This is a genomic window from Streptomyces sp. NPDC088350, assembly GCF_044753545.1.
Taxonomy (GTDB): Bacteria; Actinomycetota; Actinomycetes; order Streptomycetales; family Streptomycetaceae; genus Streptomyces.
Genome location: NZ_JBIVNL010000009.1, coordinates 103,309 through 126,513, shown reverse-complemented (window position 1 = coordinate 126,513; position 23,205 = coordinate 103,309). Strand labels below are relative to the sequence as shown.

16 protein-coding genes are annotated in these 23,205 nt (G+C 69.8%); 9 read left to right on the top strand and 7 right to left on the bottom strand.

Annotated elements, in window-relative coordinates:
- Window positions 1–313 precede the first annotated feature (313 nt).
- Together rutA and ACIQBL_RS30760 are read left to right on the top strand one after the other, a co-directional pair.
- Window positions 314–1,387: a pyrimidine utilization protein A gene (rutA, locus tag ACIQBL_RS30765; protein WP_401947123.1), complete on the top strand. Its 1,074-nt coding sequence runs from the start codon at window positions 314–316 to the stop codon at window positions 1,385–1,387.
- An 86-nt stretch (window positions 1,388–1,473) separates the two neighbouring features.
- The gene (locus ACIQBL_RS30760) at window positions 1,474–2,109 is read left to right on the top strand and encodes an isochorismatase family protein (protein ID WP_401947121.1); all 636 of its coding nucleotides are present in this window, start codon (window positions 1,474–1,476) and stop codon (window positions 2,107–2,109) included.
- 38 nt (window positions 2,110–2,147) lie between these two features.
- On the opposite strand, the gene ACIQBL_RS30755 is transcribed toward ACIQBL_RS30760, so the two are convergent.
- Complete coding sequence (locus ACIQBL_RS30755) at window positions 2,148–2,837, bottom strand: TetR/AcrR family transcriptional regulator (RefSeq protein ID WP_401947118.1); 690 nt, start codon at window positions 2,835–2,837, stop codon at window positions 2,148–2,150.
- A gap of 161 nt (window positions 2,838–2,998) precedes the next feature.
- On the opposite strand from ACIQBL_RS30755, the gene ACIQBL_RS30750 reads away from it, so the two are divergent.
- Complete coding sequence (locus ACIQBL_RS30750; RefSeq protein ID WP_401947116.1) at window positions 2,999–4,072, top strand: medium chain dehydrogenase/reductase family protein; 1,074 nt, start codon at window positions 2,999–3,001, stop codon at window positions 4,070–4,072.
- Window positions 4,073–4,138: 66 nt separating this feature from the next.
- Here the strand turns inward: ACIQBL_RS30750 and ACIQBL_RS30745 are convergent, their stop codons facing one another.
- The 5 genes from ACIQBL_RS30745 to ACIQBL_RS30725 all read right to left on the bottom strand — a co-directional run bounded on the left by ACIQBL_RS30745 (window position 4,139) and on the right by ACIQBL_RS30725 (window position 10,068).
- The gene (locus ACIQBL_RS30745; RefSeq protein WP_401947113.1) at window positions 4,139–4,798 is read right to left on the bottom strand and encodes a response regulator; all 660 of its coding nucleotides are present in this window, start codon (window positions 4,796–4,798) and stop codon (window positions 4,139–4,141) included.
- Window positions 4,795–6,075, bottom strand: coding sequence for a sensor histidine kinase (locus ACIQBL_RS30740; RefSeq protein WP_401947111.1), 1,281 nt, complete (start codon window positions 6,073–6,075; stop codon window positions 4,795–4,797). Before ACIQBL_RS30740 ends, ACIQBL_RS30745 begins: the two co-directional genes overlap by 4 nt.
- Window positions 6,072–6,671, bottom strand: coding sequence for a hypothetical protein (locus ACIQBL_RS30735; protein ID WP_401947108.1), 600 nt, complete (start codon window positions 6,669–6,671; stop codon window positions 6,072–6,074). Before ACIQBL_RS30735 ends, ACIQBL_RS30740 begins: the two co-directional genes overlap by 4 nt.
- 187 nt (window positions 6,672–6,858) lie before the next feature.
- Window positions 6,859–8,883 (bottom strand): ATP-binding protein, encoded by a 2,025-nt coding sequence (locus tag ACIQBL_RS30730; protein WP_401947106.1) that lies wholly within the window; start codon window positions 8,881–8,883, stop codon window positions 6,859–6,861.
- A gap of 198 nt (window positions 8,884–9,081) precedes the next feature.
- Window positions 9,082–10,068 (bottom strand): helix-turn-helix domain-containing protein, encoded by a 987-nt coding sequence (locus tag ACIQBL_RS30725; RefSeq protein ID WP_401947103.1) that lies wholly within the window; start codon window positions 10,066–10,068, stop codon window positions 9,082–9,084.
- A 665-nt stretch (window positions 10,069–10,733) separates the two neighbouring features.
- On the opposite strand from ACIQBL_RS30725, the gene ACIQBL_RS30720 reads away from it, so the two are divergent.
- From ACIQBL_RS30720 to ACIQBL_RS30705, 4 genes are all read left to right on the top strand, one after another.
- Window positions 10,734–11,360: a BBE domain-containing protein gene (locus tag ACIQBL_RS30720; RefSeq protein WP_401947101.1), complete on the top strand. Its 627-nt coding sequence runs from the start codon at window positions 10,734–10,736 to the stop codon at window positions 11,358–11,360.
- Window positions 11,361–11,571: 211 nt separating this feature from the next.
- Window positions 11,572–12,426: an LLM class flavin-dependent oxidoreductase gene (locus tag ACIQBL_RS30715; RefSeq protein WP_401947098.1), complete on the top strand. Its 855-nt coding sequence runs from the start codon at window positions 11,572–11,574 to the stop codon at window positions 12,424–12,426.
- A 172-nt stretch (window positions 12,427–12,598) separates the two neighbouring features.
- On the top strand, window positions 12,599–12,733 hold the full coding sequence (locus ACIQBL_RS30710; protein WP_401947095.1) for a hypothetical protein: 135 nt from the start codon (window positions 12,599–12,601) through the stop codon (window positions 12,731–12,733).
- Window positions 12,734–12,878: 145 nt separating this feature from the next.
- Window positions 12,879–13,652 carry a maleylpyruvate isomerase family mycothiol-dependent enzyme gene (locus ACIQBL_RS30705; RefSeq protein WP_401947093.1) on the top strand — a complete coding sequence of 258 codons (774 nt, stop codon included), beginning with the start codon at window positions 12,879–12,881 and terminating at the stop codon, window positions 13,650–13,652.
- A gap of 114 nt (window positions 13,653–13,766) precedes the next feature.
- Here ACIQBL_RS30705 and ACIQBL_RS30700 read toward each other — a convergent pair whose 3' ends face one another.
- Entirely contained in the window at window positions 13,767–14,441 is a 675-nt protein-coding gene (locus tag ACIQBL_RS30700; protein WP_401947090.1) for a lysophospholipid acyltransferase family protein, read from the bottom strand.
- Window positions 14,442–15,485: 1,044 nt separating this feature from the next.
- Here ACIQBL_RS30700 and ACIQBL_RS30695 point away from each other — a divergent pair.
- Window positions 15,486–18,818 (top strand): lectin, encoded by a 3,333-nt coding sequence (locus ACIQBL_RS30695; protein ID WP_401947087.1) that lies wholly within the window; start codon window positions 15,486–15,488, stop codon window positions 18,816–18,818.
- A gap of 176 nt (window positions 18,819–18,994) precedes the next feature.
- The gene (locus tag ACIQBL_RS30690) at window positions 18,995–23,161 is read left to right on the top strand and encodes a beta-galactosidase (protein ID WP_401947085.1); all 4,167 of its coding nucleotides are present in this window, start codon (window positions 18,995–18,997) and stop codon (window positions 23,159–23,161) included.
- The last annotated feature ends 44 nt before the right edge of the window (window positions 23,162–23,205 follow it).

Sequence of the window (23,205 nt, the reverse complement as noted above, 5' to 3'; positions counted from 1 at the left end):
ACCGTTCCCGCCTCACGTAACGCGGTGCTTCGCAGGACTCCCACCGTGACTCCAGCTATCCCATCAGGCCCTCAACAGCCAGCGCTCCAGACCGAGTTGCAACAGAGTTCCGCCTGTGTTCCCTGGGGTGACAATACTCGGCATCCGGGGGAACGGAACGCCGGAAACCGGAGACAGCCCAGGGTGCCGTTCACAGACCGGGAGGGGAGCGGTAACGATCGACGACTACATTCGACGCCATCCTGGAACTCCTTGATCACGCACGCGCGTTGTCACCCCGTCAGACTCACCCCGACCGCCAACGAGGAGCGGCATGGACATCGGCGTTTTCATCCCCATCGGCAACAACGGCTGGCTCATTTCGAAGAGTTCGCCCCAGTACCTACCGAGCTTCGAGCTGAACAAGGCCATCGTGCAGAAGGCCGAGGAGCACGGGCTCGACTTCGCGCTGTCGATGATCAAACTCAAGGGGTTCGGCGGTGAGACCGAGTTCTGGGACCACAACCTGGAGTCATTCACACTGATGGCCGGCCTGGCCGCCGTGACCGACCGGATCAAGCTGTACGCCTCCACCCCGATCCTCGCGCTGGAGCCCGCCATCGTCGCGCGCATGGCGGTGACGATCGACTCGATCGCCCCCGGCCGCTTCGGCATCAACATCGTCACCGGCTGGGCGCCCGGCGAGTACTCCCAGATGGGCCTGTGGCCCGGCGACCAGCACTTCGGCAACCGCTACGCCCGCGCCGCCGAGTACGTCACCGTGATGAAGGAGCTGTGGAGCGAGGGCGTCAGCAACTTCAAGGGCGAGTTCTACGAGATGGACGACTGCGTGCTCTCACCGCGCCCGACGGACGGGCACATCGACATCGTCGCCGCGGGACAGAGCAACACCGGGATACGGTTCGCCGCCGAGCACGCCGAGTACAACTTCATCCTCGGCAGCGGCGTCAACACCCCGCTCGCCCTGTCGGACACCACGGCCACGCTCGTGGACGCGGCGGCGGAGACCGGCCGCGACGTCGGAGCGCTCTCCCTCTTCATGGTCATCGCCGACGAGACCGACGAGGCCGCCCGGGCGAAGTGGCAGGACTACCACGACAACGCCGACCACGCGGCGCTGGCGTACATGGCCGGTGAGTCGGCCTCGGACACCACCGCCGACGACACCTCCACCGCCCGCACCATCGTGCTGCCCGAGGGCGCGGTGAACTTCAACATGGGCACGCTCGTCGGGTCGTACGAGACCGTCGCGAAGCTGCTCGACGAGGTCGCCGAGGTCCAGGGCACCAAGGGCATCATGCTCGTCTTCGACGACTTCCTCGAGGGCCTGGAGAACTTCGGTACCCGCGTCCAGCCGCTGATGAAGTCCCGCTCGCTGCCCGAGTGAACACCCCCGTGGAGCCGGACAGCGGTTGACCCTCCTTCGGCGGGGCGCCCGCCCCGCCGATCCCGCCACCCACGAAAGCCGTCGCCATGACCGGTTCCCCACACCAGCAGGAGGACTACGAGCGGGCCGGATTAGCGGGGCAGCTCACCCCCGGCACGTCCCCGGCCCTCGTCCTGGTGGACCCCGCCCGCGCCTACGTCGACCCGGACTGCCCGCTCTACGCCGGTGTCGAACCGGCCGTCGACGCGATGCGGGTCCTCCTGGCCGACGCGCGCCGGGCCGGGATTCCGGTGGTCGTCACACGGGTGCGGCTGCGGGCGGACGGGAGTGACGGCGGCGTCTTCTTCCGCAAGGTGCCCAGCCTGCGGGCCTTCGTCGAGGGCAGTCCCTTCGGCGGGTTCATCGACGGGCTGGCCCCGGCGGCGGACGAACTGACCGTGACGAAGCAGTGCCCGAGCGCCTTCTTCGGCACGGGGCTCGCCGCGCACCTCACGGCCGCCGGAGTCGACACACTGCTCATCGGCGGACTGTCGACGAGCGGCTGCGTCCGTGCCACCGCGATGGACGCCATGCAGCACGGATTCGTTCCGATCGTGGTCGAGGAGGCCGTGGGCGACCGGGACGCCGGCATCCACGCGGCGAACCTCTTCGACATCAAGCACAAGATCGGTGAGGTCTGGCCGCTCCGGCGGGTTCAGGAGTACCTCGGTACGTCCACCTGACCGGGCGTGTGCGGGCCGGCGGCGTCGGGTGGTCGGCCTCAGGTCAGGGACTGGACCGCGTTGTCGATCTCCAGATCGATCAGCCGCTGCGCCTCCAGCGTCCGGTTGTCGAACACGCCGGTGAGTTCGAGGCTCACGATCCCGTGGACCCGTGTCCAGATCAGGATGGCGGCGCGGGCCACGTCCGGTGCGATGTCCGGCCGCTCCTGCGAGCGCGCCCACAGCCGCAGTTGCCCGTCCAGCGTGCGGTCACCGCTGGAACCGGCGACCCGGCCGCCGTCCTGGACGCCCACCAGCAGGTCGATCAGCAGCGCCATCGCGTCGTCCAGCGGAGTCCCCGTGGTGACCTCGCTGGGCAGGTCTCCGGCCCGCTCGTCGAACAGCATCCCGTAGCGGCACCGGTGCCGCAGCGCCCAGTCGCGGTACGCGGTGACCACCAGCCGCACCCGCGAGCGCGGCGCCCTCCTGCTGCCCTGCACGGCCTGGCTCATGGCCGCCGCGAGCTGCCCGTAGGACAGGGTCACCAGGTGCGCCACCAGCGCGTCCCGTGACGGGAAGTAGCGATAGACCGCCGGCGCGGACATCGCCATGCTCCGGGCCAGCGCCGCGATCGACAGCGCCTGTACACCCTCCGCGTCGATGATCGCGAACGACGCGTCCTCGATCTCCTGGAGCGTCTGGGCCCGCAGCCGCTCGCGCCTGCTCACCGGCCGCGTTTCGTTTGTCATCGTCACACTGTAACGGCTCATGCGAATTCTGACGGGCCCAGCGTCCCGCTACGAGCAGTAACGCGGTGCTGTTGGCGATTGACGCAACCTGACGGTCAAGTGCATAGTTACGACCATTAACAGAGTGAGAGACAGTCGCATACATCCGAGAGGAATCCGCCATGACCGGGACGAGCGCCGCCGACGAAGCCACCGTGACCGCCACCGAGGTGGTGCTGCCGGGCAAGGTCGCACCGTCCGGCCTGCGACTGCTCCGGCGCACACTGCCGGCACCCGCCGCCGGGCAGGCACTGGTGCGTGTCGAGTCGACCGCTGTGTCCTTCGCCGAGAGCGCGATGCGCCGGGGCCGCTACTACGGCCAGCCCCCGTTCCCGTTCGTGCCCGGCTACGACCTGGTCGGTGTTGTCGCGGCCGTCGGCCCCGGCGGGGATACCGCACTGCTCGGCCGACGGGTGGCCGCGCTGACCAAGACCGGCGGCTGGACGACGGCCGCCCTGCTGACCGCCGCCGACCTGGTGGAGGTACCCGACGGGATCGCCGCCGACGAGGCGGAGACACTGATCGTCAACGGGCTGACCGCGTATCAGATGCTCCACCGCAAGGCGAAGGTGCGGTCCGGGCAGACCGTGCTCGTCACCGGCGCCGCCGGCGGCGTGGGCTCGGTCCTGGTGCAGCTCGCACGAGACGCCGGCGCCCGTGTGATCGGTACGGCCAACCCGCGCCATCACGAGGCGCTGCGCACCCTGGGCGTGGAGCCGATCGACTACCGGGACCCCGAACTCGCCGCCCGTGTCCGGGAGTTGGCCCCCGACGGCGTGGACGCCGTGTTCGACCACCTCGGCGGCGCGAGCGTCACCCTCTCCTACCGACTGCTCAACCGCACCGGCACCCTGGTCTCCTACAGCATCGCGGCGGCACTCGACGACACCAGGCCCGTACTCCTCGACTTCCTGCCGCTGCTGGCCAAACTGGCGTTCTGGAACTACCTGCCCACACAGAGGCACGCGAGCTTCTACGACATCTGGGCCGGCGCGGGCAAGCCGGACTCGGCGAAGCGAGAGGCGTTCCGGGCCCGGATCCGCACCGACCTCACCCACGTCTTCGGCCTGCTGCGCGACGGCGTACTCACCGCGAAGATCGCCGCCCGCTTCCCGCTGGAGGAGGCGGCCCGGGCCATGGAGCTGGCGGAGTCCTCCGGCCGCACCGCCGTCGGCAAAATCATCCTTGCTCCCTGACCGGCGTCGGGGTACATCGCGTGACCGTCACGGGATCAGGCTTCTTCTCATACCGGGCGGGGAAGGTCAGGGCGGGTTGTCCCCGGGCATGACGACGCCTGTCTCGTACGCGTACACGACAGCCTGTACCCGGTCGCGCAGCCCGAGTTTGTTCAGCACCCGCGACACGTGGGTCTTCACGGTCGCCTCGCCGACGAACAGCTTGCGGGCTATCTCGGCGTTGCTGTCGCCGCCGGCCACCAGGCGCAGGATCTGCTCCTCCCGCTCGGTGAGCAGATCGACGAGATCCGGGCGCTGCGAAACGGCGGGCCGGGCCACGAACTGGTCGAACAGCCGGCGGGTGAGTTCCGGTGCCAGCAGCGCGTCCCCGCGCGCGACCACCCGGACCGCGCTGATCAGGTCCTCCGGCGAGGCGTTCTTGAGCAGGAAGCCGCTCGCGCCCGCCTGGAGGGCCTGGAACAGATAGTCCTCCCGGTTGAACGTCGTCAGGACGAGCACCACGCAGTTGCCCGCAGCCACGACCTGCCGGGTGGCTTCGAGCCCGTCGAGCCCCGGCATCTGTACGTCCATGAGCACGATGTCGGGCCGCAGCGACCGCGCCAGATCGACGGCCTGGGCCCCGTCCTCGGCTTCGCCCACGATCTCGAAGTCGTCCTGGCTCTGCAGGATCATCCGGATGCCGCCACGGATGAGCTGCTGGTCGTCGGCGAGCAGGATCCTGGTCATGACACGCGGAACCGGGCTCGGACGCGGTAGCCGCGATCGTCCGGACCGACGTGGAGTGTTCCGTCGTGCAGGGCCACTCGCTCGCGCATTCCGATCAACCCCAGGCCACCGCGGGTCCCTCCGCTCCCCGTGCGCCGCGGCACGGTCGTCACGCGGTCGGTGGCGGCACGTCCGTCGTCCACCACGGTCAGCTCGACCGTCGTGGCGCGGTAGGACAACGTGACGTCGGCCCGCGAAGCGCCCGCGTGCCGCACCGTGTTGGTCAGCGCCTCCTGCGTGATCCGGTACAGGGAGATCGACAGCGACTGGGGCAGTTCGCGTGGTTCGCCGTCCACCGTGTAGGTGGTGCGCAGGTCCCCGCGCGGTCTCGCCACCAGCGTGGGGAGTTGCTCGACGCCCGCGTCCGGCACCGCCTGGGCGGGCTGCGTTCCGTCACGCAGAGCCCCGAGGAGGCGGTGCATCTCCTCGACCGCGTCCCGGCCGGCCGACTCGATGGACTTGAGCGCGCTTTCGGCGGCGGCGGGATCCCGGGGGAGCACCAGCCGGGCGGCACCGGCCTGTACGCCCATGACACTCACGTGGTGGGCGACGACGTCATGGAGTTCGCGGGCGATGCGGAGCCGCTCGGTGATCACCGCGTTGCGCGCGTTCTCCTCGCGCTCGACCTGTAGTTCGCGGTTGCGTTCGGCGAGTTCCGTCCGCTGACGGGTCTGCACCCACGCGGCGTCTCCGAGGGCCCAGGCACCCGCGAGGTAGAGGATGTTGGTCCCGATCGTGTAGAGGGCGAACGCGTCCAGCGACGACAGCGGGCCGGTGCGGTGCCCGGCCGTGAGTCCGTTCAGCGTCGACCAGGTGCTCGTGCTCAACGCGTACCCGAGGCAGGCGAACAGCGTCACGACGACCACCGTCCTTACGACGGTCGCGCGGCGCCGGTCACGGCCCCAGGCTCCGGCGCCGTAGACGGCCAGGGACAGGCAGAGCGAACTCACCACGGAGTCGCCGACGTATCGCAACTGAAGGCCGACGAACGCGACGGTGCAGGCCGTCAGCACGCTCAGCGGAAAGCTGCGGCGAAAGCAGAGCGGCAGGCCGACGGCGAGCGCCCAGAGCAGTTCCTCGCCCTGGCCGGGCCGCAACGAACCGGGGTCGATACCGGAGCCGCGCGACAGCACGGTGCTCAAAGCCACGCCGGCCGTGAGCAGGACGCCGACCGCGAGGTCCCAGCGCCGCTGACGGCCGGTCGGTATCGGCCTTGCCCAGTCGGGCCCGGTGGTCATGATCGGACACGGTAGCCCAGGCGTACCCACAGAGCGACATAGCCCAGAGCGCCGCCGATGAACACGAGGAGCGAGAAGGACTGTGACCAGCCCAGGAGCGTGGCACAGGCCGTGAAGTCCACCTTGGTCAGGTCGTATTCCGGAAGCGGGGTCAACGCCGCCTGCGTGAACTGCAGTACGGGGTCGACGGCGAAGACGGCGAGCAGCGGAGTCAGGACCGGGTACCACCGTCGGCCGGCGCGCCGGCGCAGCAGGAACAGCGACCAGGTGATGACCTGGGTGACCAGCACTCCGCCGAGCGTGACCGCGACCTTCTCGGACGTGTTCATCCGCGTGGCGTCGAAGTGGTTGCAGCCGAACCCGGCGGGCTCGCAGTGCAGTTGGTACGAGGCGTTGTGGTCGCCGGCGAGCCACGCGACAGCGGTGTGGCCCAGTTCATGGATGTTCAGGGCGACGAACATCCCGAGCAGGGCGGTGATGACGACCACGCCGGTCCGTCGCGCACGGCCCGTCGTTCCAGGCGGGTTGGCTGTGGTCGGCTCGGCCTGCCCGGACGCGGTGTACCGGCCGGCCGGTATGCGGATGCTGCGGGTCATGGTGTGTCTCCCCCGACGAGTTGGCGCTGCCGGACCTCCCGGCGCTGCTGCCGACGCTAACCGCGGACGACACCTGGGTTCGTCAGCCGCAGTGCGGACAGCGCGGGTAGCTCTCGCGGTGGATGACACAGGGTGCCGACGGCCCGACGCCGGCGTACAGAACCGGCGGTCCGCGCGAGGCTGGCGGTCAGGTGGCGTGCGGCCCCTGCATGACGAGGGCCAGGCCCTGTTCGGCGTCGTCGTTGAGGGCGTCGTGGAAGGCGGTGTCGTAGGCGTCGTCTCCGATGGCCTTGCGGGCTTGGAGTTCCCATTGGTCGCGGACCGCGGAGAGTTCGGGTGTGCCGTGATGGGGGTGGCCGAGCATGCGCCAGAAGGTGTTGCCGGTGCCGGAGGTGCGGGCGGCGGCCATGCCGTTGCCCTGAACCGCGTTGGCTCCGGTGAGGAGGTCGAGCGCGAGGGCGATGCCGAGGTTGTCGTTGAGGTTGTGCTTGCTGGTGAGCATGGCTCGGGCATGGCGTTCGGCGTCGCGGGCGCGGCCCTGGTGGAGGTCTATGAAGGCGAGTTGGTGGAACGCGTACGACCGCGCCCAGTGCTCCCCGTACCGCTCGCTGAGACGGCGCAGGGCGACGGCCGCTTCGTAGGCCTCGGCCAGTCGGCCCAGTGCGGAGTGGGCGAAGGTGCGGATCACCATGCAGCACAGCTGCGGGGCGCCCGACGGGGGCGACGTGCTGTGGGTGATCAGGGCGTGGTCGCAGATGTCGTAGGCGGCCTGGGGGCGCCCGGCCATGAGGTGGGTGAGGCCGAGGGTGTGGGCGGCGAAGAGCGCGGAGTGCGGGGTGCCGTCCTGGCGCGCCTCGGCGGCGCACTCCTCCCCGACGCGCAGGGCGGTCCGGTGGTCGCCCTGGAGGGTGAGCGTGATGCCCAGGGCCCACAGGGCGCGGGTGCGGGAGGGGCCCGGGGGTGTGTCGAGGGCCAGGGCGCGTTCGAGGTAGTCGCGGGATTCGTGGAGGTGCCCGCAGCAGGGCCAGAACAGGCCTGTGCGGCTGGCCATTTCGACGGCGGCGTCGGGATCCGCCTCGATGAGGTGGTCGAGTGCGGCGCGTACGTCGGTGTGGCTCGCGGAGATCCGCGCGTACCAGGCGACCTGCTGCTCGCTGAGCCAGCCGGCTTCGGCCTCGCCGAGCAGGGTGGCGAAGTGCGCGGCATGGAGCTGGGTGAGGGTGTGCTCCTCACCGAGTTCCGCGAGCCACATGGCTCCGTACTCGCACAGGGTGTCGAGCATGCGGTAGCGGGTGCCCGCCTGTTGGAGGACGGACTGGTCGGCCAGCCGTTCGAGCAGGCGGGGGATCGCGTCGGCGCTGAGCGGGCCGCCCGCGCAGACGGACTGGGCGTCGTCTGTGTCGAAGGGGCTGCGGAAGACGGAGAGCCTTGCCCACAGCAGCCGTTCGAGCGGGGAACACAGTTCGTGGCTCCAGCCGATCGCGGTGCGAAGCGCCCGGTGGCGCCTGGGCCACACCGTCTCGTCCACGAGGGTGTCGAGCCGTGAGCCGAGGCGCTCGGCGATCTGGGCGAGGGAGTTCTCCCGCAGGCGCGCGCAGGCGAGTTCGACGGCGAGCGGGATTCCCTCCAGCCGACGGCAGATGGCCGCCACGGCCTCGGCGGCGCCGGGGGAGTCGAGGGACACCGCGGGGGCGGACGCGGCACAGCGTTCGCGGAACAGGCGCACCGCGTCCCCACCGCCGCCGGTGTCGTCGTCCATGGAGAGCGGGGTCACCTCGATGCGGTGCTCACCCCGTACACCGATGAGCTTTCTGCTGGTGGCCAGGACGGTCAACCCCGGTGCGGCGGCGAGGAGTTCGCTCACCAGGAGGAGACAGGAAGGCAGCACCCGCTCGCAGCAGTCGAGGACGAGGAGAACCTGACGGCCGGTCAGCCACTCGCACAGCGCCTCGATGGGGGCACGCGGATTGTGGTCCAGGAGATCGACCGCGTCGCAGACCGTGGCGGTGAACAACCGCTCGTCGTAGAGGTTCGACAGGTCGGCCCACCAGACCCCGTCGGCATACCGGTCCCGGGTCTGCTCCGCGACGCGCAGCGCCAGGCGGCTCTTGCCGACACCGCCGCCACCGGTGAGGGTGACCGACCGGTACCGGTTCAACGCCGCTTGGACTGCGCCGACTTCGCTTTCGCGGCCGACAAAGCTGGTCGTCATGACGGGGAGGTTGCCTACCACGGCCCCATCCTGCACGGCTCGTGAGCTGGGCTAAACCCACTCGCGTTAAACGGTCGCAAGTGATCGAGCTTGACAACTATTCGATCGGACGGTTGCTGTGGCTGGCGAGGCGAAGCGCCGCCCCTGATCCGTTGGCCGCAATGAAGGCGGCCGATCGCCCCCGGTTCCGTGTTCGGCTCAGTTCCCTGCCCGGCCGGTCGTGCGGGCGTATTCCGTGGGGGTCTGGCCGTAGCGCTTTTTGAAGGCGCGGATGAAGTGGCTGCTGTCGGCGAACTGCCAGTGCGCGGCGATTTCGGAGACGCTCAGCCGGCCGTGCGGTGCGCCGAGTGCGAGCCGGGCCTCTTCCAGCCGCCGGCCGCGGATGTAGGCGGCCACCGACTCTCCCGCCGCGGCGAATGCCCGCTGCAAGGTGCTGACGGAGACGTTGAGTTCGCGAGCCAGCATCATCGGAGAGAGCTCGGGTTCGGCGAGGTGGCTGTTGGCGAGGTCCTTCGCGGCTTGGGCGAGTGCGGGGGCCAGTTGGGGCTCCACGTCGTCGAACCGGCCCATCGCCACGGCCTTGGCCAGTTCGAGCAAGGCCTGGTAGGCGGCGTACGAGCCGGCCGGGCTGAGGTCGGCCGAGGTCCGGCGGACCATGGCGATGTGGGACATCAGCAGGCGCGCCTCGGCCGAGTCCACCGACCCGAGGAAACTCCGGTCCCGGAGCAGGGGCCTGAGCATCGCTGAGGGCAGGAAGAGGAAGTGAGTCGTGCTGTGCGGCTCGATCTCGAAGGGCAACGGCCGCCCGAAGTCGCGGAGGAGGAACTGCCCCGCCGGCACGGTGTGTCTGTCGAGATCGGGCAGGCCGCTCACCTCCCATGCGCCGCGACGCACCATGTAGAGCCCTATGTGGTCGATATCGCCGCCCGGGGCAGCGGTCCCGACGGTCGGCGACGCGACGTGGAGATCGCCGATCACCGCGCCTCGTACTCGGTCGAAGCGACCCTTGACCCTGAAGTCGCCGATCGTGGCCGGGCTGTAGGCAGGAAGCGGGAAGACATCGCCGATCTGCGTCTCCCACCCGCGCTGGAAGTCGTCGAATCCCTCCGTCGCGGTGTCCGGGCGGGTGGAGTCCAGCGAGAACGTCCCGCTCCAGCGGTCGGCCGCCGCGCCACTGCCGTCCATAGTCGGTCCATCCACCTTGTGCGTATGGCCTCAACTGCCCTGTATGGCACGGCAGTTCCGCCGGATGCCGCTGTGGTTCAAGTATTTCACGGGGGCTGCTCTCTCCTTTCGGAGATCCCGCTCGGCTCATGGATCACGGTGGCGGACCTCGGATTCGTCCCTGGTGCAGCCGTGACCTGAATGTTCCATCGGGCTGATGCCGTGGTCCAAGTGAGGGCTGTGCCGATCTTCCTAAGCTGCTGGGCGAGGAGCGAGACCCAGGGTGGTTCTGGGCGTGGTTGACGCACATGATGACAAATTTGGAAAGCGCCACAGGCTCGGCCGCGTGGCTGCTGACGCGGGTACTGGTGAGCGGGGTCGGGGCTGTGCCCGCGTCGCGGTCCACTCCTGACGGGCGTGCGGTCGTAGTCGCGTGGGGAGGGGCTGGGCGGTGTCGCTCTGTCCGTCGGGGCTCTGGCCGTGCGCCGGGTGCCTGTCCGGCTGGTCGACGCGGTGGGGGCGGTGAGTTGTCGGGGGCACGTCCCGTATCGGGCGGCGCCTGGCCCGGTGCCGCACCGCGAGGGGCGACACGGAGGTGGTCGCCGGCCACGTGGCGGAGCGCTCCCGGGGCGCCGTGCGGGGGATCGCACAGTCCGTCGCTGCGGGGGAGCGGCCAGGAACAGCGCGTGGAGGGACCGGCGTCGGACCCCGACCGGCCTGACCGCTCCCAGGCCGGTCGGCTGCCTGGTGGTCGCGCACGCGCCCGGCACTGGACATCCCTCTGCGGTTCGGATGCCCTCGACAGCGTCGCGGACACGCCGTACCGCGAGGTGGGGAGCATCCACAACACCCCGCCGTTCCCCGTGCCGTTCGTCGACCGCAGCATCGGAGTGCGCGAACTCTCCGCGGAGCCGATCGACACCCTCGTCGAACTGACCGGTCCCGGCTCGGACTGTCCGCCGGCCATCGTCGAACTCCGGGCGCTCGGCGGGGCGTTGGACCGCGAGCCGGTGGTGCCGGACTCGGTGCCCAACCGCGGTCTGCCCTATCAGCTGTTCGGTTTCGGTGTGGGCGGTCCGGAGCGGGCCGACGACCTCCGGGGCGCCCTGGCGCGCCTGCTGGACGGACTGCGGCCCTGGGCCCACCACACCACCATGCCCAACTTTCTCTCCCCGGACGAAGCACGGAATCCCGCGCAGGTGCGGGAGATCTACGGCGCGGAGCGCTACGACCGCCTGGCCGCGCTCAAGGCGTCGCGCGACCCGGCCAACGTGTTCCGCGTCGACTACGACATCGAGCCCGCCGCCGGGTAGGCGGCCCGGCACGAGGCCAAGCCAGGCCAGGGGCCCCGGTGGTCCTGGGGCCACTGCGCACGCCGACGAGTTCGCCCGTCAACTCCCTTGCCAGGCGTTGCCCGTTGAGCGGTCCGCCCGTGGTGTCCCGCCAACGGCGTTGGCACATGGATCTGCGCCAGTTCGTGGATCTCCGACAGTTTCCGACAGTGCGGTTGCAAGGAGTTTCAGAGTGAAGATCGGTATAGGACTGCCCAACCAGGTGCGTGAGATGGATCCCGCCGTCATCCCCGCATGGGCGGCGCGGTCCGAAGCGGCGGGCTTCTCATCGCTGGGGACCGTCGGCCGGATCGCCTATCCGGGCCTCATGGACACGGTCGCGCTCGCCGCCGCGGCGGGTGCCACCAGCACGATCGGGCTGATCAGCAACATCATGATCACCCCGGCGTGGCCGGCGCCGCTCCTGGCGAAGGAAGTGGCGGGTATCGACGCGGTCTCCGGCCACCGCCTCACCCTCGGTATCGGCCTCGGCGGTCGTCCCGACGACTTCGTCGTGGAGGGGCTGGGCCCCCGGGGAACCGGCAAGCGGCTCGACAACGACCTGGAGGTCTACCGGAGCGTCTGGCGGGGAGAGACCGCGGACAGTACGTCGAATCCGCTGGTGCCCTCGGGTACCCGCGAGGTGCCCGTGATCGTCGGCGGCATGGCCCCGGCCTCCTTCGAGCGCATGGTGCGCTGGGGCGAGGGCTATGTCACGCCTTCGGTGCCGGCCGCGATGGCCGGACAGCTCTTCGACGCGGCCCGGACCGCGTGGAAGGACGGGGGCCGCGAAGGATCACCGCGACTGGTCGCCATCGCGTACTTCGTGCTCGGCGACGAGGCGCAGGGACGGGCCAACGTGCGGGACTACTACAGCTCCGCAGGCGAGGAACTCGTGGCCATCGTCGACGGCGCCATCTGCGCGGGACCCGACGCGGTGCGCGCCGCGGTGGAGGCCTACGCGGAACTCGGAGCCGACGAGCTGATCCTCAACCCGACGCTCGCCGACATCGACGAGGTGGCCCGGCTCGCCGACGCCGTCCTCTGAGCGGCGCCGGGGTGGTCTGTGCCCGGGCGCAGACCACCCCGGGCGCCAGTACCTTGAGGCGCTCGGCGGCACGTCACCGCGATACCTCCTCCGTGCCCGACACTCGCCGACGGTCCCCTGGGTCTGGCACGCGGACCCCCTCACGGAGCACGACCACGGCCCGGGCGACTGGGTGTTGCTCGCGGCCGTCGGCGGCGAGGGAGTGACCGACGGAGGACTGGGCATCGTCCACTGGGTCATGCGCCGGGACGACCTGGCCGACCGCCGTTTCGCCCGGGCAGGGGCCTGCTACGACATGGTCGGCTGACGGTCTGTGTCCGGAGATACGGCACCGCACGCCTGTCACCACGGCCCGCCGACCCGCCCGTTCGAGCCCGACCGCGACCCCGGGTTCCCGAACAGCCCTGGTACGGCACTGGACACCGCGCCCGAGTCCGTACACGATCCCGTTCATGACTCCTGAGGACGCCATCACCGTCACCGCCGACCGGATCGCGGCGCTGCTGGGAGCGGGGGTCGACCCGTCGACGCCGTTGCCGGGTGCCGAGTGGACGGTGGGGGAGGCGGCGGCGCACCTCGCGCTGGCGGGGAAGCTGATGGCGGACATAGGGGCGGGTGAGGACCGCCCCTACGGAGACGGAACGCCGGGCGGCCTCGCGGCGGCCAACCGGGCGTCCCTGGCCGCCTTCCCGGAACGGGATCCGGTGGTCCTCGGCACGGTGATCGCAGACCAGGCCAGGGTTTTCGTCGCGGGCGCGGCCGGTCGCTCTCCGCGTGAGTCGGTGCTGACGCCGTTGGGGCCGATGGATGTGGCCACCCTGAGCTCGTACTTGCTCACGCACCTGCTCGGCCACGGTTACGACATCGCGGTCGCGTTGGGCAGGCCGCACATGGTCGACCGGGACGTGGTCCCGTTCACGTTGCCTTTCATGCGGCTGGCGATGCCGCGTGTCGTGAGCGCCGGCGCGGTCGGCCACGATGCGTGTTACGCGGTGCGGACCGGCCGCGACCGTTTCGCCGTCACCTTCGCGGACGGGGTGCCCGCCGTCACCGACGCCCCACCCCGGCGCCCCGATTGCACGATCGCCATCGACCCGGTCGCCTTCCTCCTTCTCGCCCTCGGCCGCTGGACCGCCGTCGGTGCCATGGCCCGCGCCAAGGTCGTGGTCTGGGGCCGCAAGCCGTGGCTGGGGCCGCGTTTCCCGGGGCTCTTCACGGCACCGTGACGGACTCCGGCTCATGTCAACAGGGTGGTGCATCAAGCCTGTTGGGTTCTGGGAGAGAGGGGGAGAGGGGAGAGGGGAGAGGGGGCGAGCGTGGGCCCTGTCCCCGATGCTCGGTCAGTTGGGTCGCCGGACTGACGTGCCGGAGGAGGACGGCAGTCGGCCGACGGCCTCTCGCCACGCGCTCTCCACAGCCGTGCGGGCGTGTGCGGTGGCCTCGGTGATGTCTCCGGTGAGGTGGAGGGGTTCGCCGAGGTGGACGTGCAGGTCGGGGCGGCGCAGGGGCGCGCTGGCGACGCCGGCGAGTTGTTTGAACCGGCCACCGGAGATGATCCGCCTGGCCCCGGCGTGCCCGAGCGGGACGACCGGCGCGCCGGTGGCGAGTGCGAGGCGGGCCAGGCCCGTGCGGAAGACACCGGGCTCGTGGTCCGCGGAGTCCCGGCGCCGGGGGAGTCCGCCTTCGGGGTAGATCACCACGACCCGGCCGGCGGCGAGTGCCTCCGCCGCCAGATCGAGTGCCGCCGCCGCGCTACGGCTGCCCCGGTGCACCGGTATGTGGCCCTCGCGGGTGAGGCGGCGGCCGAGGAACGGGATCCTCCAGAGGCCCGCGGTGGCGAGGACGACCGGCTCGGTGCCGAGGCGGTGCAGTGCGGCCAGGACGAGCCCGGGATCGGCGAGCGCGGTGTGGTTCGGCGCGACGATGCTGCCCGGCGCGATGGCACGGGTCGTACCGGTGGTCACTGTCAGGCGGCCGAGGAGCGGGACGATGGTGCGGGCGAAGGTACTGAGCACGTGCTGCTGACTCCCTGGTCGGCCAGGGCGGGCCCGGCGTGTGTCCGGCTCCCATCGTCACGCGGCCTTGGGGTGCGGGGCATGAGTGCGGGTACTCACCTTCGCGAGGTGTGGGGCTGAGCTGTCCCGGCGACCCTGGCCGGGGTCGGTCCCGCGCTCGCCCGGACGATCTTCTCGCACAGACACCGGACTCGCGTCCGGCCGCCCTCGGTGACTCCGGGAACGTATGCCTTTCGCGTCCAACCCGGAGCCGCTCCACAGCACTTGAGCGATGCCGACCGCTCGCCTCGTACCGCGGACGGCCAAAGGCTTTCGGCTCCGGGCATGTACGTCTCGTGGTGTCAGGTTGACCTACTGCTGGGAAAGTCTTGGCGGAACCGCTACGCGCGCCCCGGCATCTGCGACCGCCCGGGCCCGACGCAGTCGGCGGACGCGTTTGCGATCGGGTTTGCGGCCGAGGGCGAGCGGGGTGAGCGTGACGGGAATCCGTGAACGACACGCTGTCGCCGAGGGCCGTCGCGCGCCCTGGGTGACGTGTGCCCGGGGCGATGCGGAAGCAGTAACCGCGAGGTGAACTTCCGCCGACTCGCGGATAGTTCAGCCCGACGATTGCCTGTTCCTGCGTGTGAAGCGTGACGTCAGTCAACTTCACGTCCCCCCGACACGCGCTCGCACACCCGGCCGCCACAGCCTCAACGGCAGTTCGCCCACCACCCCGAAGTCACTCGTACAGCCCATGGCGCCGCCACCCCGCACACCTCCCCGTGAACTTCGCTTTCAGAAAGTCTCGTTGACCTCGTTGACATGCCATCAGCACACGCGTTTCACTCGACACTCGTGCATGGCAACGTTGTCAGGCCGGTCGTGGAAGTGACCGGAACCGTTGCCTGTCGCCGGCATTCCGGTGTTTTTCGGCGCGCCGACACCTGATGTGCGAAGCACGAACTGCTGCGGAGGCAACCGATGGTGAGACCCCGACGTTCAGCCGCCCCACCCGACCGCGCAAGAATCCGCCAACGCCTCGCCGTGATCTGCGTCCTGGGCATGGCGGTCCTTCCGCTTCCGGCGATCGGAAGCGCCGACGCCGCGAGCACCGCGACGCCGGCCTTGGTGAAGGATCCCGCGGCCCTGGTCAACCCCCTCATCGGCACGTCCGGTGCCGTGGATACCTTCCCCGGTCCCGACATGCCGGCCGGCATGGTCCAGTGGGGTCCCGACACGACGCCCGACCGCCCCGACGGCGGCGGCTACGAGTACAACGACAAGAAGATCTCCGGCTTCAGCCTCACCCACGTCTCGGGCCCCGGCTGCCCCGTCGCGGGCGACCTGCCCATCCTGCCGATGACCGGCGCCCTGTCGGGCAACCTCGGCAACACGTCCGCAGGCTTCAGCCACGCCGACGAGCAGGCAGGTATCGGCTCCTACAAGGTCACCGACGCGAACGGCGTCCGGACCGAGTTGACGGACACGACCCGCGCCGGTCTGGGCCGTTTCACCTTCCCCGCCGGGCAGCAGGCGAACCTGCTCTTCAAGCTCAGCGGCGGTGCCACGCAGGTCGACGGAACCCGCGTCCAGGTGGTGAGCGACCAGGAGATCAGTGGTGCGATCGACAGCGGTCACTTCTGCGGCGCCGGCAACAGGTACACGTTGCACTTCGACATCAAGTTCGACCGGCCGTTCACCGCGAGCGGCACCTGGGTCGGCGGCACCATCAACCCCGACGCGACCTCGCTGAAGGCCGGCAAGGTCCAACCGGCCCCGCAGAAGGCGAAGTCGGCGCCGTTGAAGGAGAAGCACTTCACCGTCCCGGCGCACCCGGCTCCGACGATCCACGCGAGCGGGAACAAGAACTCCGGTACGCCGTCCCCGGCGTCGAGCGCCGGAGCCGCACCCCGCTCGTCCGCCACGTCCAAGGCCGCCCAGCCGCCCACCACGGGCGCGAACGGCATGTACCTCACCTTCGACACCACCGCGAACACCACGGTGAACGCGAAGGTCGGCATCTCCTACACGAGTGACACGGGAGCGGCGAACAACCTCTCCACCGAGATCAAGAAGTGGGATGTTGCTGCCGTCGAGCAGGCCAACCACGACGCGTGGAACGCGGTGCTGACCAAGCTCCGGATCGGCGGCGGCACGTCGAACCAGCAGACGCAGTTCTACACCGCGCTCTATCACGCCCTGCTGCACCCGAACGTCTTCTCCGACGACAACGGCCAGTACATGGGCATGGACAACCAGGTCCACCAACTGGCCAAGGGACAGAAGGCCCAGTACGCCAACTACTCCGGCTGGGACACCTACCGTTCCCAGACCCAGCTGATGGCGATGGTCGAACCCAAGGTCGCCGGCGACGTCGTCACCTCGATGCTCAACGGATACGACCAGACAGGCCTGTTGCCCAAGTGGGCCTCGAACAACGGCGAGAGCTATGTGATGGTCGGTGACCCGGCCGCCGGCATCATCGCCGACGCGTACGCCTTCGGTGCGACCGACTTCGACACCGACAAGGCACTTGCCGCACTCCAGCACGAGGCCACCGCCCCGAACAACGACCGCCCCGGCGAGTCCGTACGGGACGCGAAGGGCTACCTCCCGCTCGACGAGAACGACTACAGCTGCTGCAACTTCTACGGCCCCGTCTCCACCCAACTCGAGTACGACTCCGCCGACTACGCCCTGGCCGCCTTCGCCAAGTCGCTCGGCAAGACAGCCGTCTACGAGAAGTTCGCCACCCGCGCCCAGGACTGGATGAACGTCTTCAACCCGCAGACCGGCTACATGCAGGCCAAGAACAAGGACGGCCAGTTCGCGGGCGGGTTCACCCCTGGCACCTCCAACGGCTTCGTGGAGGGCACCTCCGCCCAGTACACGCCGATGGTCCCCTTCAACCTGCGCCAGCTCATCCAGGCACGCGGCGGCAACGCGGCGTATTCGTCCTATCTGGACAGCCTGCTCGACGACATCACGCACCCCGGCAACACCGACGCCGACCTGAGCAACGAGCCCAGTGTGGAGATCCCCTGGGAGTACGACTACACGGGCCAGCCGTGGAAGACCCAGGCGGCAGTCCGCAACGCCCAGCAGAACCTGTACTTCAACGCGCCGGTCGGTTCGTTCGGCAACGACGACCTCGGTGCGATGAGTTCCTGGTACGTCTGGTCCGAGCTGGGCATGTACCCGGAGACCCCGGGCACGGACACCCTGGCGCTCGGCAGCCCGGCGTTCCCGGTGGCCCAGGTGACCCTCGGCAGCGGCAGGACCGTAGGGATCAACGCTCCGCAGGCCGCGCCCGACGCGCCGTACGTGCAGGCGCTCGCCGTCAAGGGCAAGGCGTGGAACAGCTCCTGGCTGAGCTATGAGCAGTTCCAGGGCGCGGGCACGCTCGCCTTCACGCTCGGCACCGCGCCGAACAAGTCCTGGGCGTCCGATCCGTCGGCGGCACCGCCGTCCGACACCACGGGCGGCGGCCGGGTGCTGGCCGCGACCGGTCCCTCCAGCGACGGACTGGTGCTCCAACCGGGCACATCCGGTGACGGCACGCTCGACCTGACCAACCTCGGCAGTACGGCCGTCACGGTCGACTGGAAGGCGACGGCACCCTCCGGCGTCACGCTGGACACGTCGTCGGGCTCGCTGACGGTACCCGCGTCGGGAAGTACCGAGGCGAAGGTCAAGGTGACGGCGGGCGCGAGCGAGGGAACCTACCCGGTCACCTTCGCGCTGACCGACCACAGCACCGGTACGGCACTGAGCGGGGCGACCCTCCGCGTGGCCGTGGCCAAGGCCGGCGCGCTGTGGCCGTACGCCACCAACGAGGGCGTCTACCCCGACGGCACCTCCTTCTCGGGCGGCTTCGACAACGGTGGCTGGGCGTTCTCGCAGAACGCGCTGTCGGCGGCCGGCGTCACGAGCGGCTCCACCGTGACCGCCGACGGCATCTCCTACACCTGGCCGACGGTGACGTCCGGGCAGTTGGACAACCTGGAGATGGCCGGCCAGACCATCCCGATGCCGTCCGGCACATCGGGTGCCTCACTGGGCCTGCTGGGCACCGCGACCAACGCGCCGACCGACGGCAGCGGGGTCTCGGGCACGGTGACCGTCACCTATACCGACGGCACCTCCTCGCAGGCGACGATCGGATTCTCGGACTGGACGCTCAACGGCGGCGGCAGCACACCACTCGCGGGGGACACGACCGCCGTCACGACCCCCTACCGGAACACCGGGAGCGGGGGCCGCGACAACGTCAAGGCCTACGTCTTCGCCACGAAGGTCCCGCTGGACGCGACCAAGCAGGTCGCGTCGATCACGCTGCCGGTGACGGGTTCGACGGGCTCCGACCACCTGTTCGCGTACGGCTTCGGCCAGTAGTCCAGTTGAGGCGCTGGCGGTCCTGACGACGCCGGGCCGGTTCCCGGACGCGAACCCGGGAACCGGCCTCTCAACTCTCTTCTCCCGCCCCATTGTGATGCGCCTTGCGCACCCTTACTGTTCGACTTTGCCTGAGTCTGTTTGATGCTGTTCGCCCAGTCGGTCTGGAGGCCGCAGTGCGGGGTAGTCGGAACGGTTCAGAGGGTGCGAGACCCGGTCGCAGTCGGTGGTGGAGGGCGGTCCTCGCGACAGCCGCGACCATCGCCCTGGCGGTCGGCACGACCGCGCCGGCCGCGGCGGCGCAGGACGTCGGCGAGCGGACACCCGCCGCCGCTCCGCAGCCGCACACGGTGAGTCTCGACGGCTACTCGTTCCTCGTCGACGGCAGACGCACCTACCTGTGGTCCGGCGAGTTCCACTACTTCCGGCTCCCGAGCCCGGACCTGTGGCGCGACATCTTCCAGAAGATGAAGGCCGCCGGCTTCAACTCCACCTCCCTGTACTTCGATTGGGGCTACCACTCCCCGAAGCCGGGCGTCTACGACTTCACCGGGGTACGGGACGTCGACAAGCTCCTCGACATGGCCCAGGAAGCCGGGCTCTACGTGATCGCCCGACCGGCGCCGTACATCAACGCGGAGGTCGACGGCGGCGGACTGCCCGGCTGGCTGAGCACCAAGGCCGGCAACAACCGCAGCGACGACCCGCGGTTCCTGAAGTACGCCGACGAGTGGCTGACGCAGATCGACCGGATCATCGCCCGCCACCAACTCACCAACGGCACCGGGTCGGTGATCGCCTACCAGGTCGAGAACGAGTACTACAACGGCTCGTCCGCCGGCCGCTCCTACATGCAGCACCTGGAGGACAAGGCCCGCGCCGACGGCATCACGGTCCCGCTGACCGGCAACAACAACGGCACCTTCAACTCCGATACCGGCGCCCTGGACGTCGACGGCCCGGACTCCTACCCGCAGGGCTTCGACTGCTCCAACCCCTCGAAGTGGAACGGCGTCCCCGACATCAGCTACGACCACCCGGCCGGAAAACCGCTGTACTCACCGGAGTTCCAGGGCGGCGCCTTCGACCCCTGGGGCGGACCGGGCTACGACAAGTGCGCCCAGCTGATCAACGACCGGTTCGCCGACGTCTTCTACAAGCAGAACATCGCCGTCGGCGCCACCGCGCAGAGCTTCTACATGACCTACGGCGGCACCAACTGGGGCTGGCTGGGCATGCCCGAGAACTACACGTCGTACGACTACGGGGCCGCGATCCGCGAGACCCGCCAGCTCGATCCGAAGTACGACGAGGACAAACTCATCGGGTACTTCACGCAGTCGGTCGCCCCACTGACCAGGACCGAGGCGATCAGGGCCACACCGCCGGACGACTCCGCGGTCGTCGACACCGCCCGGATGAACCCCGACACCAGGACGCAGTTCCACGTCCTGCGGCACGGCAACTCCACCTCCAGCGCGGTCGACAAGACCCACATCTCACTCGACTTCAACGCCCAGCCGTCCGCCGACACCACCTACACCTGGGACGACCCCGACTCCGTGCTCCAGTACGCCGGTTCGTGGTCCCACGTGGCCAACACCAGCTACACGGGCGGCGACTACCAGCACACGGAGTCGTTCTCGAACAAGGCCGGCGACTCGCTCACCGTCCCGTTCGACGGCACCGCGATCCGCTGGATCGGCTCGAAGACCAACAACCACGGCTACGCCGACGTCTACCTCGACGGCACGAAGACGGCCACGGTCGACGACTCCGGCAGCGAGAACCAGGCGGTGCTCTTCCAGAAGACCGGCCTGACGCCAGGGGCACACACCCTGAAGATCGTCGTCGACGGGAACCACGGCTCGTCGTCGACGGACAACTACGTGGCCGTCGATGCCATCGACGTACCGACGGGCGACTCCGCCGGTGAGCCGACCTACCCGGTCGTGCCCCAGCAGCCCGGCACCGCGATCACGCTCGACGGACGCGACTCGCACGTCATCGTCGCCAACTACCGCCTCGGAGAAGCGCAGTTGCAGTACTCCACCTCCGAGATCATGACCAGCGCGACCATCGGCAACCGGGACGTCGCCGTCCTCTACGGCGACGAGGGCAGCGACGGCGAGACCGTCCTGCGCTACGCCGCCGAGCCCACCGTGACCGCCACCGGCGGTACGGTCACGACCAGTTGGGACCGGGCCACCGGTGACCTCCGTCTGAACTACACGCACCAGGGCCTGATCCGCATCACCATCAGCGGCGACGGAAAGCGCCCGCTCCTGCTGCTCGTAGGCGACAAGACCACGGCGAAGACCTTCTGGCGCCAGGACACGGAGAGCGGCCCGGTGCTCGTGCGCGGCACCCACCTGCTGCGGACGGCGACCAGCCGGGACGGCGGCCACACCGTGGCGCTCACCGGCGACAACGCCGACGACAGGAACATCGAGGTGTTCACCTCCGCCGCCCAAGTCACCTGGAACGGCAGGGCGTTGGGCACCCACGCCACCGACACGGGGAGCCTCACCGGAAAGATCCCGGTGGCCGCCCCGATACACCTCCCGGCCCTGACCAACTGGAAGCACGCCGAGGAATCCCCCGAAGCGGCCCCCGGTTTCGACGACACCAGCTGGCAGGTGGCCGACAGGACGACCACCAACAGCGTCTCCGGCGGCACCTCACTCCCGGTGCTCTACGCGGACGACTACGGCTTCCACACCGGCAACACGTGGTACCGGGGCCGTTTCCGCGCCACCGGCAAGGAGACCGGCATCCACCTGGTCTCGGACTCCGGCGGAGACGCCCAGGCGTTCTCCGCCTGGCTCAACGGGACTTTCCTGGGCAGCTCCACCACGGGCAGCGCCGACTTCACCTTCCCGGCAGGTGCGGTGCGGTCCACGGGCGACAACGTCCTCTCCGTGCTCACCGTCAACATGGGGCACGAGGAGGACTACAACTCCACCAACGGCAACAAGACCGCACGCGGCCTGACCAGCGCCGCCCTCGTCGGCGCGCCGCTGACGTCCGTCACCTGGCGCCTCCAGGGCGTACGCGGCGGCGAGGACCTCCAGGACACGGTCCGCGGCCCGCTGTCGACCGGCGGCCTCTACGGCGAGCGGGCCGGCTGGTCCCTGCCCGGCTACCCGGACGGCGACTGGAAGCGGGTGTCCCTCCCGACAACCGACACCACTCCTGGAGTCTCCTGGTACCGCACCGACGCCCGCCTGGACCTGCCGCACGGCCAGGACACCTCGCTCGGGCTGACATTCACCGACGACCCGGCACGCAAGTACCGCGCCACGATCTTCGTGAACGGCTGGCAGGTCGGCAACTACGTCAACTACCTCGGCCCGCAGCACACCTTCCCGGTCCCCAACGGCATCCTGAACCCCAACGGCCACAACAGCATCGCCATCGCCGTGTGGAACCTCGACGGCACCACCGGCGGCCTGGGCAAGGTCTCGCTGACCGACTACGGCAGTTACGCCTCGTCCCTGCGTGTCGCGCAGAACGACAGCCCGCGCTACGACGCCCGTGGCTACGCCATGCCGAAGCATCCGGGGGCGGATGTCGCCCTGGACGTACCGGACACCGCCCAGCCGGGACAGGCGTTCACGGCGCGGGCGACGGTGCGGGTGCCGAAGGACCGGCGGTCCGCTTCCGGGCTGACGGCGTCGCTCTCCGCGCCCGACGGCTGGAGTGTGAGTGCCGCGAGCCCCACGTCGGTCGAGCGTGTGAGGCCTGGCGCATCGGCCACCTTCACCTGGACGGTGGCGCCGCCGACCGGAACGCTGCCATCCGCCTCGGCGTTCACCGCCACGGTGCACTACCGGCAGCACGGACGGCAGGCGGTCGGCGCCGACGAACGCATCGTCCGCGGCATCCCACCGACCCCGCCGACCGGGAGGAGCGAGGTGAGCGACCTGCCGTTCCTGTCGTCCACCAATGGGTGGGGCCCGGTGGAACGGGACACCAGCGTCGGCGAGCAGGCGGCCGGTGACGGACGTCCGATCACCATCGCCGGCGTCGGCTACGCCAAGGGCCTGGGCACCAACTCCGTCAGCGACGTCCAGCTCTACCTCGCCGGACAGTGCTCGCGGCTGACGGCGGACGTCGGCGTCGACGACGAGACGGGCGGTGCGGGCACGGTCTCGTTCTCCGTGATCGCCGACGGGAAGACCCTGGTCACCACGCCCACGATCCGCGGCAAACAGGCCGCGGTGCCGATCGACGTCGACGTCAGCGGTGCCCAGGTGATCGACCTCAAAGTCGGTGACGCGGGCGACGGCAACGGCAACGACCACGGCGACTGGGGGACACCCACGCTGACGTGTGACTGACCCGTCGTAGGACGTCTCTCAGTGATTCATCGGATGAATGTGTT